The organism is Pseudomonas sp. SC3(2021) (genome assembly GCF_019856535.1).
GTDB lineage: Bacteria > Pseudomonadota > Gammaproteobacteria > Pseudomonadales > Pseudomonadaceae > Aquipseudomonas > Aquipseudomonas monsensis.
In genome coordinates this window covers 4,950,898-4,965,084 of the sequence record NZ_CP082236.1, presented here as the reverse complement: position 1 = coordinate 4,965,084, position 14,187 = coordinate 4,950,898, and the positions used below count along the sequence as shown (strand labels likewise).

The 14,187-nt window shown below is 59.4% G+C and carries 11 protein-coding genes; 10 read left to right on the top strand and 1 reads right to left on the bottom strand.

The genetic code is table 11. The features are described from left to right. The first annotated feature begins 56 nt into the window (after window positions 1-56). The gene (locus K5Y35_RS22145) at window positions 57-2,531 is read left to right on the top strand and encodes a UvrD-helicase domain-containing protein (protein WP_222832955.1); all 2,475 of its coding nucleotides are present in this window, start codon (window positions 57-59) and stop codon (window positions 2,529-2,531) included. A 50-nt stretch (window positions 2,532-2,581) separates the two neighbouring features. On the opposite strand, the gene K5Y35_RS22140 is transcribed toward K5Y35_RS22145, so the two are convergent. After that, the gene (locus tag K5Y35_RS22140; RefSeq protein WP_123468581.1) at window positions 2,582-2,854 is read right to left on the bottom strand and encodes a DUF1652 domain-containing protein; all 273 of its coding nucleotides are present in this window, start codon (window positions 2,852-2,854) and stop codon (window positions 2,582-2,584) included. A gap of 263 nt (window positions 2,855-3,117) precedes the next feature. Here K5Y35_RS22140 and K5Y35_RS22135 point away from each other — a divergent pair, with 263 nt between their 5' ends. From K5Y35_RS22135 to K5Y35_RS22095, 9 genes are all read left to right on the top strand, one after another. Continuing rightward, entirely contained in the window at window positions 3,118-3,933 is an 816-nt protein-coding gene (locus K5Y35_RS22135) for an AraC family transcriptional regulator (protein ID WP_222832954.1), read from the top strand. A gap of 52 nt (window positions 3,934-3,985) precedes the next feature. Next, window positions 3,986-5,392, top strand: a complete 1,407-nt coding sequence (locus K5Y35_RS22130) for an NAD(P)/FAD-dependent oxidoreductase (RefSeq protein ID WP_222832953.1) — start codon at window positions 3,986-3,988, stop codon at window positions 5,390-5,392. Between the two features lie 29 nt (window positions 5,393-5,421). Further along, entirely contained in the window at window positions 5,422-5,766 is a 345-nt protein-coding gene (locus K5Y35_RS22125) for a cupin domain-containing protein (RefSeq protein WP_123468586.1), read from the top strand. Between the two features lie 55 nt (window positions 5,767-5,821). Beyond that, window positions 5,822-6,907 carry a polyamine ABC transporter substrate-binding protein gene (locus K5Y35_RS22120; RefSeq protein ID WP_186745220.1) on the top strand — a complete coding sequence of 362 codons (1,086 nt, stop codon included), beginning with the start codon at window positions 5,822-5,824 and terminating at the stop codon, window positions 6,905-6,907. A gap of 465 nt (window positions 6,908-7,372) precedes the next feature. Continuing rightward, window positions 7,373-8,836, top strand: coding sequence for a serralysin family metalloprotease (locus K5Y35_RS22115; protein ID WP_222832952.1), 1,464 nt, complete (start codon window positions 7,373-7,375; stop codon window positions 8,834-8,836). Window positions 8,837-8,928: 92 nt separating this feature from the next. Next, on the top strand, window positions 8,929-9,351 hold the full coding sequence (locus tag K5Y35_RS22110; protein ID WP_158277043.1) for an AprI/Inh family metalloprotease inhibitor: 423 nt from the start codon (window positions 8,929-8,931) through the stop codon (window positions 9,349-9,351). Between the two features lie 211 nt (window positions 9,352-9,562). Further along, on the top strand, window positions 9,563-11,338 hold the full coding sequence (locus K5Y35_RS22105; protein WP_123468597.1) for a type I secretion system permease/ATPase: 1,776 nt from the start codon (window positions 9,563-9,565) through the stop codon (window positions 11,336-11,338). Next, on the top strand, window positions 11,335-12,684 hold the full coding sequence (locus tag K5Y35_RS22100; protein WP_186745231.1) for an HlyD family type I secretion periplasmic adaptor subunit: 1,350 nt from the start codon (window positions 11,335-11,337) through the stop codon (window positions 12,682-12,684). The genes K5Y35_RS22105 and K5Y35_RS22100 overlap by 4 nt, the downstream gene beginning before the upstream one ends. A 2-nt stretch (window positions 12,685-12,686) precedes the next feature. Then, a complete protein-coding gene (locus tag K5Y35_RS22095; RefSeq protein ID WP_222832951.1) occupies window positions 12,687-14,057 on the top strand; it encodes a TolC family outer membrane protein in 1,371 nt (456 codons plus the stop codon). Window positions 14,058-14,187: the final 130 nt, after the last annotated feature.

Genomic DNA, 14,187 nt, shown 5'->3' with positions numbered 1-14,187 from the left:
TCGGCGGCGAATACAGACACCATAGCCGTAACAGCCTCACCCCGGAGTCCGTCAGCGTGGCGCAACACACCCCCGATCTTCCCCCTGAACTTCGTCCTTTGGCCGAGATGCCCTGGTTCAAGCGTCTGGCCGCGCGTTTCTTTGGTCATGGCTTGACCCGCTTGCGCGCGCAACACCGAGCGTCGTGGTTGCACGGCCAGGCTGATGGTTTCCGCAGCGGTCATACCGCCGGTGTCGAATACGGCTTCAAAGAGGGCAAGCTCGAAGGGTTGGAAGAAGGGCGCCAGGTGCTGCTGATCCGTGACAGTCGCAGCACTGAACATCGTCCGCCGAATGTCGACAACCATTTATTCGATGACTGGCGCCTGCCGCTCACCGCCGAGCTGAAGAAGCGTATGAAGGCTGATGTTGCGCGGTTACTGCCCGAGTCCGCGCAACCGAGCGCCGCACAGTGGAAGATGATTTTCAGCGATACACCGTCGACATCCGTTGTCGCGGGCGCCGGCGCCGGCAAATCCACCACGCTGGTGCTGCGCATTCTGTTGCTCACGCATTATCTGGGCTTTGAGCTCGACTCAATGACCGTGGTGACCTTCACCCGTGAATCGCGCAAGGATTTCATCAACAAACTGCTCGAACTGTTCGCCCTTTGGGGCCAGCCGCTGAACCTGAAGCAGGCGCGGGAGCTGGTGCGCACCTTCCATTCGCGCATTCTGCCGATGGTGCGCAGCTTGCCGGGTTTCGAGCGCTTGCAGGCGTTCGAGAACCTCAGTCACCGGGTTCAGGGCGCTGAAGACGAGGTGGACAGCAATCCGTTCGACCTGCGGATCAACGACGCCCAGCGCCAGCAACTCAATGCCTGCTATCACCGCTTGTTCAACGAAGACGAGCGTTTTCGGCAACTGATCCAGCCGCTGTCCCGGGCGGGCTTGCAGCTCAAGGAGCTGGAGCGCGATCACCCGGATGTGCAAAAGCGCATGGCGGTGACCGAGCTTGCGTCCCGACGCGATGAAGAGCTGTGCGATGTCGTCGAGGATCTGTGGTTTCGTGCGGGTGCCTGGCCGATCAAGGGCATTGAGCCCAATCGCCAGACGTTCGACATCAACGGCTCGACATTCCACTGCCATGGCTACATTCCGAGTCTGGACGCCTGGGTCGTGCTCGGCTTCGATCCAAGGGAAAATCCGCAAGTCTGCCGGCCCAATGCCAAGCTGACGGTACGTGCGGAATGGGCGGTAAAACGCACCCTGTTTCAAGCTTTCTGTCGTAAGCCATTGATCTGGCTGGACAGTTACGAATCATCAAAGCGCGTTCTGGCCACGTTGGCAGGCGACGCGACGGCCGGTCCGGGCTTCGATTACAAGGTCAAGGGCGAGTTGGCATCGGCGCCGTTGCTCGACTGTTTTGTCGCCGCCGCCGGTTTCATCGAAAACCTGGGTCTGGACGTGCCCGACGCGGTGGGCCGCATGAGTTTCGCCAAGGATGACCTGGACCGGTTCTTCTTCGAGGCGCTGAGTCTGTTCTGGCGCGCTTTCGAAGATCACTTGCTCGATCAGAAACCGCCGGTGATGACCTACAACCGAATGTTTGCGCTGTTCAGTGAACACTCGCCGGAAAATCTGAAACTGCTCGGTGACGAATTGCTCCGGCCGATGGCGCACCTGATGATCGATGAATTCCAGGACGTGTCGCCGCAAATCGTCTCCTGGATTCGCGCCAGTCTCACGGAGATCCGCAGCCGGGGCCCGGCCATGCATGTCGGGCGAGGCGCGCAACGCTCATCGTTGCTGTGTGTCGGGGATGACTGGCAGTCGATTTACGGCTGGCGTGGCAGTTCGCCGAGTTACTTCATGGAATTCAACAAGGAATTCCCGTCACCGAGTACCACGCGGGTGATGCTGAGCGACAACTACCGCAGTCACCAACACATCATTGATGCGGCTGAACACATCGTCCGCGCAGCGCCGGCGATTCCCGGCAAGAAAGCCAGGGCCAGTGGCGAGCCCAAGCCGGTGCAACCGGTCAATGTACTGGAACGTGATGATCAGGGATTGGGGCAACGGCTTGCCGAACACTATCGCCAGGGTCATTCGATCTTGATGCTTTATCGAAAAAGCAGCGATAAGTTATTGATTGAAGAGCATATTCAGTCTGTAGTTAATGTGGATTCGAGCTTGCCCTACGAAGCCCGGCGCCTGAAGCAGCTGACGTATCACAGTGCCAAAGGCTTGCAGGCCGATGCGGTGTTTTTGCTCGGCGATTGCCAGCACCTGACCAGTTCGCCTTACAAGAATCAGGTGTATCGCATGGCCGGATTGGGCAAAAGCGGCGACAGTGAACCCTACGACACGGCGCAAAAGGACGAGATCCTGCGCCTGGCTTACGTCGGTATCACCCGCGCGGTCAGCCATTGCTACTGGTACGTCGAACCGCAGGACGCGCAGGCGGTGAACATGCCCCGAGCATCCGACCGCGTCGCCAAGGGCAAACCGTTCTTTGTCGACCATCGCCCCGACAAACAAAGTGCCTGACCATGAAAAAGCCCGCATCAGTGCGGGCTTTTTTGTTTTCTATCAAAAGCTTAGGCGTAATTTTTAATGGATTCTGGAGGTACGAAGGATTCCAGCTCATCTTCCACCGCCTCAATGATGCGCTCGACATCGGCCGCATTCATCACGGTGGCGCAAGGGATGCCGGCGATGGCGATCATGGTTTCACCGCTGGCGCGATCAAACAGGCGGGCAATCATGCTGCCCGGCGCATCCATCGTGGCTTCGAAACCCATGGGATGAAAATGCCAGCGCATCAGTTGGCAGGCATTGGGGAACGTAACTTTGCTTGACCCTTTATTCATGTGTTGCCCGCCTTCTTCATCGAGCGCTTCCTTTTGCCCATGTTAGGAGGGAAGAGCCTTCATTGGCTCAACCGGTGACTGACATTAAAAGTAGCATCCGGATGTGAAATTCCTGTGAGATTTTTCAGTTCATTTTGCGATTGCTTCGCATTTTTTGATGTAAGTCACGGCCTACACAATCATCGCCAAAAGGCCACTAGCGATTAGGCATTGATGCAGATGCCGAACTTGGGCAAGCTCGGTTCTTTTTCGCCGAGCCCCTTATGCACGCCGATAATGACGGCCCGGAACAGACCCAGGCCACGGCCGCCACGGTCATGCGCTATCACTTGAGCTGGAAGCATCGCGATCTGGACAGCGTCATGGCGTTGTATCACCCGGACATTCAGTACAACGATTTCTTCCAGAACCGCGTGCTCGGCCTCGACGAATTGCGCGAGTACGTGCGCGTCAGCATGCCGCGAGAATCCGACGAATTGCTCGAGCATTGCGATCGCATCCGTGTCGACGGCAATACCGCCTTCATCCAGTACGAAGTGACATTGCGCGGTGGTGAAGGGCTGGTGTCGTTCCGTTCCAGTGAGGCGCTCACGGTCAAAGACGGCTTGATCTGGCGCGTCAACGAATACGCCTCGCTGGTGCGCACGCAGAATCAAAGCAGCAAGGCACCGAGCAAGCGTCCAGCGGTCAGTCGCCTCGGCCTGTCGCCGCGCCAGCTGAGTTTTATGGCTGACGATCTGCAGCAGTACTTCGAGCGCCAGCAACCCTATCTCGATCCCGAACTGGACCTGCAACGGGTGGCGAAGGAGTGTGGCTACAGTCGCAATCAGATCTCCTACCTGTTGAATCAGGTGCTGGGGCAGAGCTTCTATCGCTACGTCAATCAGGCGCGCCTGCAGCATCTGCTGCGCTCGCTGGACACTGCCGCGCCCCCGTTGCGTATTGATGAACTGGCGTTCGCCGCCGGCTTCAACTCGTTGTCGGCGTTCTACAGCTGTTTTCGCCAGCACACCGGCCAGTCGCCGAAGGCGTACGCCAAACAAATTTCTTTGCGGACACGCGCGCAAGACTTCTCCTGAGCCCACGCACTAGGATCGACGCCATCGAAGGTTTTCAGTGGCGGAGTCTTGCATGCCGGCGTGGCGCACTATCAGTTTGTGGATGGATCAACTCGACGAGCCGCTCATGGCGCGGCCAGCGCTGGAGCAGGATCTGGATGTCGACGTGGCGATCATTGGCGCCGGGTACACCGGGTTATGGACGGCGTACTACCTGAAGAAACTCGCTCCCGGCCTGGACATCGCCATTATCGAGGCACAAACCGCCGGTTTCGGCGCGTCCGGGCGCAATGGCGGCTGGCTGATGGGCAATATGCTGGGCGAGGATCGCTTGCTTGCCGGTTTGTCGCCGCAACAGCGTCGCGCCTCGTTCGATCTGCTGCACTGCATCCCCGATGAAGTGGAGATCGTCCTCGAACGCGAAGGTATTCACTGCGATTATCGCAAGGGCGGCGTGTTGTATTGCGCGGCACGCTATCCCGAGCAGGAAGCCACTCTGCGCGACTACCTGGCCAAGCTGCACAGCCAGGGCCTGACAGACGACGACTACCGCTGGCTCAGCCCTGAACAACTGGCACAACAGATTCGCGTGGCCAAACCGTACGGCGGCATCTTTGCGCCGCACGTAGCGACCATCCACCCGGCGAAGCTGGTGCGTGGCCTGGCGCGGACGGTTCAGGGCATGGGCGTGAAGATCTACGAAAACAGTCCGGTCACCCATTGGCAGTCGGGCAGCTTGCGCACGGCCAAGGCCAGTGTGCGCAGTCGCTGGATTGTGCCGGCGGTGGAGGGGTATTCGGTGACCTTGCCACCCTTGGGGCGCTACCAGTTACCGGTGCAAAGCCTGATCGTCGCCACCGAACCATTGTCTGCGGCCACCTGGGACGAGATCGGGCTCAATCGCGGCCAGGCCTTCAGTGAATTCAGCCGTCAGGTCACCTACGGCCAGCGCAGTGCCGACAATCGCCTGATCTTCGGCGCCCGCGGCGGCTATCAGTTCGCCGGCAAGTTGCGCCACAACTTCGATCTGACCCGCGATGAAGTCGAACTGCGCCGCTATCTGTTCGGTGAACTGTTCCCGCAGTTGAAAAACGTGCAGATCACTCACGCCTGGGGCGGCAATCTCGGCATGTCCCGGCATTTCAAGCCGCACATGCTCTGCGATCGCGCCAACGGGATCGCGCTGTCGGGCGGTTACGGCGGCGAGGGCGTCGGCGCCAGCAACCTCGGCGGCCGTACGCTGGCGGACCTGATTCTTGAGCGCGACACCGAATTGACGCAGCAACCCTGGGTGTTGCCGGACGGCGGCATTCACGCCCTGCGCGCCTGGGAACCGGAGCCGTGCCGCTGGCTCGGTTACAACGCCATCATCAAAAGCTTTGTCCATGAGGACCAGACCCTGGCCAACCCGGCGACCGCGCCCTGGCGGCGCAAACTCGCCAGTCGGGTGGCTGGCTTCATGGAAGGTTTCATGCACTAAACGCCGTTCTATCAACAGCAGGTCAGACCATGAGCATTACGCAGTTCAAGAACACCGCCACATTGCAGCTGGACGAATCCAACCCGGTGGCCGTGCCGCTGGGCGAGCCGGTCGCCATTGCGTCGACCACCAGTGTCGAGCGCGACGATGGCGTCGAAACCGGCGTCTGGGCGTGCACCCCCGGGCGCTGGCGCCGGCAGATCACCGCTCAGGAGTTTTGCCATTTCATTTCCGGCCGTTGCACGTTCACCCCGGACGGCGGCGGCGAAACCCTGCACATACAAGGTGGCGACGCACTGATGTTGCCGGCCAACACGCTCGGTGTCTGGGATATCCAGGAGACCGTGCGCAAGACCTATGTCCTGATTTTCTGATTGTTTGATCCTTTGATTGCCTGCCAACAAAAAAAGCCCCTACAGGAATCGACCCATGATCCAGAAAACCCTCGCACTGGCGCCGCTGTTGCTGGCCGCCTCCATCAGTCACGCGGCCGAAACGGTCAAGGTGTACAACTGGTCCGACTACATCGCGCCGGACACCACCAAGCATTTCGAGAAGGAAACCGGTGTCGGCGTCACCTACGACGTCTACGACAGCAACGAAACCCTCGACGGCAAACTGATGACCGGTAAATCCGGTTACGACGTGGTGTTTCCCTCCAACCACTTCATGGCGCGGCAGATTCAGGGCGGGGCGCTGAAAAAGCTCGACAAGAGCCAGTTGCCGAACTGGAAGAACCTCAATCCGGTGCTGCTCAAAGCGTTGCAGACCAACGACCCGAACAATGAGCACGGCTTCCCGTATCTGTGGGGCAGCACCGGCATCGGTTACAACATCGCCAAGGTCAAAGCGGTACTGGGCGACAACGCGCCGGTGGATTCCTGGGATCTGATTTTCAAACCCGAATACATGGAAAAACTGCAGAAATGCGGGGTAGCCATCCTCGACAACGGCCCGGAACTACTGCCGGCGGCGCTCAATTACCTCGGGTTGCCGCCACACAGCAAGAACCCGGAAGACTACAAAAAGGCGGAAGCGCTGCTGATGAAAGTGCGACCGTATGTCAGTTACTTCCATTCCTCGAAGTACACCAGCGACCTGGCCAACGGCGACATTTGTGTCGCGGTGGGTTTCTCCGGCGACATCCTGCAAGCGGAAAACCGCGCCAGGGAAGCGAAAAACGGCATCGAGATCGGCTACGCGATTCCCAAGGAAGGCGCGGCAATCTGGTTCGACATGGTTGCCATGCCTGCCGACGCGCCGGACGAGAAGGCCGGCTACGCGTTCATGAACTACCTGCTGCGCCCGGACGTCATGGCCGGCATCAGCAATTACGTGCATTACGCCAACGGCAACGAACAGGCCGACAGCCTGATCGACCCGGCGATCAAAAATGACACCAAGGTCTATCCGAGCCCGGAGATGATGGGCAAGCTGTTCGCACTCGAAGCGATGCCGCTCAACATCGACCGAATCCGCACCCGTGTCTGGAACAAGATCCGCACCGGCAGCTGATATTCTTGCGTCTACAAATCCCTGTGGGGGCGGGCTTGCTCGCGAAAGCGGTGTGTCATTCGACGGCAATGTTGACTGATCCGATGCCTTCGCGAGCAAGCCCGCTTCCACAGGGATTTCCAGTATTTGAACGATTGATATCAATGCGCTGGCACGCACTAATAAAGTGCAGAAAAGTGAGACGCGGCTAACAAAAAACAACTTACCGATATTTAATATTTAAATAGAAAATCGTCTGACAATTAGGCGAAAGCACATCGCTTAAAACATTCTTTCGACCTCGCACGCTTTGTTTACGGCAGTTTTTCGAAACAGCTTAATTTGATCTCAAAAAAATGCTTTACGACAGATTTCAAATTGTGTCAGGTTTCTTACGCCTTCATTGGGCGAGTGATAGGACGATCTCGCCAGAGATTGTCGCTATCGGACAAAAACTGTTCCATTGCTAAACAAGGAAGTGTGTTTATGTCGAAAGTAAAAGCTAACGCTATTGATACCACCGCAGACACATTTGTGCCTGTCGGCGCCGTGCAGTCTCTGGCTGCCACCAGCTCCGCCTGGAACCAGATCAATAGCTTCAGCCATCAGTACGACCGTGGCGGTAATCTCACGGTCAATGGCAAACCCTCCTTCTCGGTGGATCAAGCCGCTACCCAACTGTTGCGGGACGGTGCTTCCTGGCACGACCTCAACAACAGCGGCAAGATCGAACTGACCTACACCTTTCTGACGGCCAAAACCGCCAACTTCAGCGGTCTGGGCGTCACCGGTTTCAGTCAGTTCAGCGCCCTGCAGAAAGCCCAGGCCGTGCTCGCCATGCAATCCTGGGCGGATGTTGCCAACGTGACATTCACCGAAGCTGCCCGTGGTGGCGACGGTCACATGACCTTCGGTAACTACAGCGGCGGCCTGGACGGTGCAGCAGCGTTTGCCTTCCTGCCAGGCACCGAGCCAGGCTATGACGGTCAGTCCTGGTACCTGACCGGCAGTGGCTACGACGTTAACAAGACACCGGGCCTGAACAATTACGGGCGTCAGACCCTGACGCACGAAATCGGCCACGCCCTGGGCCTGTCTCACCCTGGCGACTACAACGCCGGCGAAGGCAACCCGACTTACAAGGATGCTTCCTACGGGCAAGACACCCGCGGTTACAGCCTTATGAGTTACTGGAGTGAAAGCAACACCAATCAGAACTTCAGCAAGGGCGGGGTAGAAGCCTACGCGTCCGGCCCGTTGATGGACGACATCGCGGCGATTCAGAAGCTCTACGGTGCCAACACCACCACCCGTACCGGTGACACCACCTACGGTTTCAACTCCAACACCGGTCGCGACTTCCTCAGTGCTTCGTCGTCGAGCGACAAACTCGTGTTCTCGGTATGGGACGCGGGCGGCAAGGACACCCTGGACTTCTCCGGGTTCACCCAGAACCAGAAGATCAACCTCAATGATGCCTCTTTCTCCGACGTTGGCGGCATGGTGGGTAACGTGTCCATCGCCAAGGGCGCGATCATCGAGAACGCCATCGGCGGTTCGGGCAACGACCTGCTGATCGGCAACAGCGTGGCCAACGAGCTCAAGGGCGGTGCCGGCAACGACATCCTCTACGGGGCTGGCGGTGCCGACAAGCTGTGGGGCGGCGCGGGTTCGGACACCTTCGTGTTCGCGGCCAGCTCCGACTCCAAGCCGGGTGCGATTGATCAGATCCTCGACTTCGTCAGCGGTCTGGACAAAATCGACCTGACCGGCATCACCAAAGGTGCCGGCCTGCACTTCGTCAGCGCCTTCACCGGTGCGGCAGGCGATGCCGTGTTGACCTCGTCGGGCGGCAACAGCCTGCTGTCGGTGGACTTCTCCGGGCACGGCGTGGCCGACTTCCAGGTGAGCACCGTGGGCCAGGCAGCGACCAGCGACATCGTGGCGTGATGTAACAGGGAAAGCGGCGCGTCATGCGCCGCTTTCTTTACTTGCATCGGTTGGATCTGTAGGCAAGGCTACGCGCCGGAGCGAATATTCCCATGATCAGTAAAGCTTTTACCTACAAGGCAGTGGCGTGGCTTTCCGCGGCGTTCATCATGATTTCTGGAGAAACAAGTATGGCAAGCAGCCTCAGACTCGAAGATCCCTCGGTATTTGCCGGGCAATGGCAGGCGACGCTGACGGCGCGCGAAGATGCGCCGCAGGCGCAGACCCTGCAGGACAAACCCTCGAACACGTGCGTCATCGAGCTGGAGGCCAATCAGACCCTGGGCAAAGGTGCCGACTGCCTGGGCGCATGGCTTGAGCAAACACCCATCGGCTGGTTTCCCGAGCCCGATGGCCTGTCGGTCACCGGTAAGGAAGGCTCAAGAATCCAGTTTTTCAGCCGACAACGTGATGGGCTTTATCTGACGACTTTGAAATCAGGCTTGGTGATTACACTTGAGCGCTCGGCGCAATAGTCTTGATCAGGCAGCGCATGAAAGGGTTTTAATATAAAGCGTCAATGAAAGGTTATAAGCCGCGATGTTCATGGCAACTGCGCCGCATTAAATAGCGCTAGTTGTTATGAAAGTGTAAGCGGCCACCGGCAAAGAAAGCGCCGACTGTGTGCGGTTAATTAATTTGAAGTCTCGTCAAAGACTGGCGAGAGATATCTCTCAGGAATAATCAATGAAGATGGCGAAGGCCCCAGCCACCGCTCCCCTCATCAAGGCATTGGGTGACTATAAAAGCATTCTGATCAGCGTCGGTTGCTTTACCGCACTGATAAACGTGCTGATGCTGGTGCCCTCCATTTATATGCTTCAGGTGTATGACCGGGTACTGTCATCGCAGAACGAAACCACCCTGGCGATGCTGTCGCTGATGGTCGTTGGTTTTTTTGCCTTCATCGGCCTGCTCGAGGTAATCCGCAGCTTCATCGTCATCCGCATCGGTAGCCAACTGGAGCGCCGTTTCAACCTGCGGGTCTATCAGGCCGCGTTCGAGCGCAACCTGTTCAAGGGCGAGGGCAATGCCGGGCAGTCGCTGGGCGACCTGACCCACATCCGCCAGTTCGTCACCGGGCCGGCGCTGTTTGCGTTTTTCGACGCGCCGTGGTTCCCGGTCTATCTGTTCGTGATTTACCTGTTCAACGTCTGGCTCGGCGTCCTCGCCACGGCGGGCGCGCTGCTGCTGATCGCGCTGGCGTGCCTCAACGAATACATGACCAAAAAGCCGTTGGGCGATGCCGCCGGTTTTTCGCAGAAATCCAGTCAACTGGCGACCAGTCATTTGCATAACGCCGAAACCATTCAGGCAATGGGCATGCTTGGTTCGCTGCGCAAGCGCTGGTTCCAGGTGCACTCGCGTTTCCTCGGCCTGCAGAATCAGGCCAGTGACACCGGGGCAGTGATCAGCTCGATGAGTAAAACCCTGCGCCTGTGCCTGCAATCGCTGGTGCTGGGGCTGGGTGCGTTGCTGGTGATCAAGGGCGACATGACCGCCGGGATGATGATCGCCGGTTCCATTCTGATGGGCCGCGTTCTGAGCCCGATCGACCAGTTGATCGCCGTGTGGAAACAGTGGAGCGGGGCGAAGCTGGCGTATCGCCGCCTCGATGCCTTGCTGCAAGCGTTTCCACCGAGCGACGAAGCGATGGCGTTGCCGGCGCCGAAAGGGCAGATCACCTTCGAGCAAGTCAGCGCGGGCCCACCGGGGCAACGTGCAGCGACCTTGCACATGGTCAATTTTCATCTGGGTGCCGGTGAAGTGCTGGGTGTGCTTGGGGCTTCCGGCTCCGGCAAGTCGACGCTGGCCCGAGTCCTCGTCGGCGTGTGGCCGACCCTCGGCGGTATCGTGCGCCTGGACGGCGCCGACATCCACCGCTGGAACCGCGACCAGCTCGGCCCGTACATCGGCTACCTGCCGCAGGACATCGAACTGTTCAGCGGCAGCATCGCCGAGAACATTGCGCGGTTCAGCGAGGCCGACCCGCAGAAAGTGGTGGCGGCCGCACAACAGGCCGGCGTCCACGAGATGATCCTGCGTCTGCCGCAGGGCTACGACACACAACTGGGCGAGGACGGCAGCGGTCTGTCCGGCGGCCAGAAGCAGCGCGTGGCCCTGGCCCGCGCGATGTACGGCACGCCGAGCCTGGTGGTGCTGGACGAGCCGAACTCCAACCTCGACACCGTCGGCGAAGCCGCCCTGGCCAGCGCCATCGCCCAGCTCAAGGCCCAGGGCACCACGGTGGTGCTGGTGACGCACCGTTCTTCGGTGCTGGCCCAGGCCGACAAGTTGCTGGTACTCAACGAGGGTCGTTTGCAGGCCTTCGGTCAGAGTCAGGAAGTGCTCAAGGCGCTGTCCGGCCAGCAGGAGCAACAACGTGAGAAAGCTGCACAAGCACCGGGCGGGCTCAGCATGAGCCGGCAGTACCAGCCCTCGACAAGGAATTCGGGTGTATGAGCAGCGCCAGCATGAACACTGAAAACGAAGCGAACATGGAACACGCCTACATCACTGAGCGCCCGGAGCGCGACGCGAAGTTCTTCGCCCGCATGGGCTGGATTCTGGCCATCGTCGGCGCCGGCAGCTTCTTCACCTGGGCGGCATTGGCGCCGCTGGATCAGGGGATTCCGGTGCAGGGTACCGTGGTGGTGACAGGCAAACGCAAAGCCGTGCAGTCAATGAGCAGCGGTGTGGTCAGCCGCATTCTGGTGCGCGAAGGCGAGATCGTGAAACAGGGGCAACCGCTGTTTCGTCTCGACCAGACCCAGGTTGCGGCTGACGTGCAATCGCTGCAAGCGCAATACCGCATGGCCTGGGCCAGCCTGGCGCGTTGGCAGGCTGAGCGTGACAACCTCAAGCAGGTGACCTTTCCGGCCGAACTGAGCAGTGATCCGGATCCGCGTCTGGCCCTGGTGCTCGAAGGCCAGCGTCAACTGTTCAGCAGCCGCCGCGAAGCGTTCTACCGCGAGCAGGCCGGATTGCGCGCCAGCATCGAAGGCGCCACCGCGCAACTGGCCGGCATGCGCCGTGCACGCACTGATCTCAATGCTCAGGCCGATTCGCTGCAGCAACAACTGAGCAACCTGCAGCCGCTGGCAGACAACGGCTACATCCCGCGCAACCGTTTGATGGAATATCAGCGTCAATTGTCGCAAGTGCAGCAGCAACTGGCAGAGAACACCGGGGAAAGCGGCCGTGTGGAGCAGGGCATCCTCGAATCGCGGCTGAAACTGCAACAGCACGGCGAGGAATATCAGAAGGAAGTACGCACGCAACTGGCCGATGCCCAGTTGAAAAGCGTCACGCTGTCCGAGCAACTGACCTCCGCCGGTTTCGACCTGCAACACAGCGAGATTGTCGCCACCGCCGATGGCGTGGCGGTCAACCTCGGCGTGCACACCGAAGGCGCCGTGGTCCGGCAGGGCGAAACCCTGCTGGAGATCGTACCCCAAGGCACCAGCCTGGAAGTGGAAGGGCACTTGCCGATCAACCTGATCGACAAGGTCGGCACGCATTTGCCGGTGGACATCCTGTTCACCGCGTTCAACCAGAGCAAAACCCCGCGGGTACCGGGTGAAGTCAGCCTGATTTCTGCCGACCAGATGATCGACGAGAAAACCGGCGTGCCGTACTACGTGTTGCGCAGCAGTGTCAGCGATCAGGCCATGGAAAAACTCAACGGTCTGGTGATCAAGCCCGGCATGCCGGCAGAGATGTTCGTGCGTACCGGTGAACGTTCACTCCTCAACTATCTGTTCAAACCGCTGCTCGACCGGGCAGGCTCCGCGTTGACCGAGGAATAAGGATGTTCGGCTGTATGAATAAGCTTTCCATGCTCGCGGCGGCAATGATGCTGCTGGCGAGTCACACGGCAGTGGCGGCGATGGGGCCGTTCGAGATTTACGAACAAGCGTTGCGCAACGACCCGGTGTTCCTCGGCGCGATCAAGGAGCGTGATGCCGGCCTGGAGAACCGCGCCATTGGCCGCGCCGGGCTGTTGCCGAAAATCGGTTACACCTACAACAAGGGCCGTAACTCGTCGAAGGCGACCTCGCTCGACGAACGTGCGCGCAATCGTACCGATGACCGCAACTACAGCAGTTACGGCTCGGCCCTGACCCTGCAACAACCGTTGCTCGACTACGAGGCTTATGCCGCGTATCGCAAAGGCGTGGCGCAGTCGCTGTTCGCCGACGAGAACTTCCGTGGCAAGAGTCAGGAACTGCTGGTGCGGGTGCTGGACAACTACACCAAGGCCTTGTTTGCCCAGGATCAGATTGATATCGCCCAGGCGAAGAAGAAGGCCTACGAGCAGCAGTTCCAGCAAAACGAGCACATGTTCAAACAGGGCGAGGGCACCCGCACCGACATTCTCGAAGCCGAGTCGCGTTACGAACTGGCGACCGCCGAAGAGATCGAGGCGCGCAACGAGCAGGATGCCGCGCTGCGTGAACTGGGCGCTCTGGTCGGTGTGCCGGCGGTGGATATCGGTGATCTGGTGCCGCTGAATCAGAACTTCCAAACCTTCGCGCTGATGCCGGCCAACTACGACACCTGGCACGAAATGGCGATCAGCAATAACCCCAACCTGGCGTCGCAACGCCAGGCGGTGGAAGTGGCACGCTACGAAGTGGAGCGCAACCGCGCCGGGCACTTGCCGAAAGTCAGCGCCTACGCGTCGATGCGCCAGAACGAGTCGGAAAGCGGCAATACCTACAACCAGCGGTACGAGACCAACACCATCGGTTTTGAAGTCAGCGTGCCGTTGTATGCCGGTGGCGGGGTGTCGGCATCGACGCGCCAGGCCAGCCGCACCATGGAACAGGCGGAGTACGAACTGGATGGCAAGACGCGCGAGACACTGATCGAGCTGCGGCGTCAGTTCAGTGCGTGCCTGTCCGGTGTGAGCAAATTGCGTGCTTACCAGAAAGCGCTGACCTCGGCGGAAGCGCTAGTGGTGTCGACCAAACAGAGCATTCTCGGCGGCGAACGGACCAACCTCGACGCCTTGAATGCCGAACAGCAACTGTTCACCACCCGCCGCGATCTGGCGCAGGCGCGGTACGACTATTTGATGGCCTGGACCAAATTGCATTACTACGCCGGGACCTTGAACGAACAGGATCTGGCGCGGGTGGATGAAGCTTTTGTGGTAGCTCAACAGCCCTCACCCTAACCCTCTCCCAGAGGGAGAGGGGACCGATTGGGGGATATTTCAGAGGTACACCGACCTGATCGAGCGGCGCTGAATCCACATTCGATCCGGTTCTTCAGGTCGGTGAATGACGCAAGACAGCCCGGTCTGC

Bases quoted from the DNA above. Each gene is read 5' to 3' on its own strand.
- K5Y35_RS22140 (WP_123468581.1), bottom strand. From the start codon at position 2,854: ATGAATAAAGGGTCAAGCAAAGTTACGTTCCCCAATGCCTGCCAACTG.
- K5Y35_RS22135 (WP_222832954.1), top strand. From the start codon at position 3,118: ATGCACGCCGATAATGACGGCCCGGAACAGACCCAGGCCACGGCCGCC.
- K5Y35_RS22130 (WP_222832953.1), top strand. From the start codon at position 3,986: ATGCCGGCGTGGCGCACTATCAGTTTGTGGATGGATCAACTCGACGAG.
- K5Y35_RS22125 (WP_123468586.1), top strand. From the start codon at position 5,422: ATGAGCATTACGCAGTTCAAGAACACCGCCACATTGCAGCTGGACGAA.
- K5Y35_RS22120 (WP_186745220.1), top strand. From the start codon at position 5,822: ATGATCCAGAAAACCCTCGCACTGGCGCCGCTGTTGCTGGCCGCCTCC.
- K5Y35_RS22115 (WP_222832952.1), top strand. From the start codon at position 7,373: ATGTCGAAAGTAAAAGCTAACGCTATTGATACCACCGCAGACACATTT.
- K5Y35_RS22110 (WP_158277043.1), top strand. From the start codon at position 8,929: ATGATCAGTAAAGCTTTTACCTACAAGGCAGTGGCGTGGCTTTCCGCG.
- K5Y35_RS22105 (WP_123468597.1), top strand. From the start codon at position 9,563: ATGAAGATGGCGAAGGCCCCAGCCACCGCTCCCCTCATCAAGGCATTG.
- K5Y35_RS22100 (WP_186745231.1), top strand. From the start codon at position 11,335: ATGAGCAGCGCCAGCATGAACACTGAAAACGAAGCGAACATGGAACAC.
- K5Y35_RS22095 (WP_222832951.1), top strand. From the start codon at position 12,687: ATGTTCGGCTGTATGAATAAGCTTTCCATGCTCGCGGCGGCAATGATG.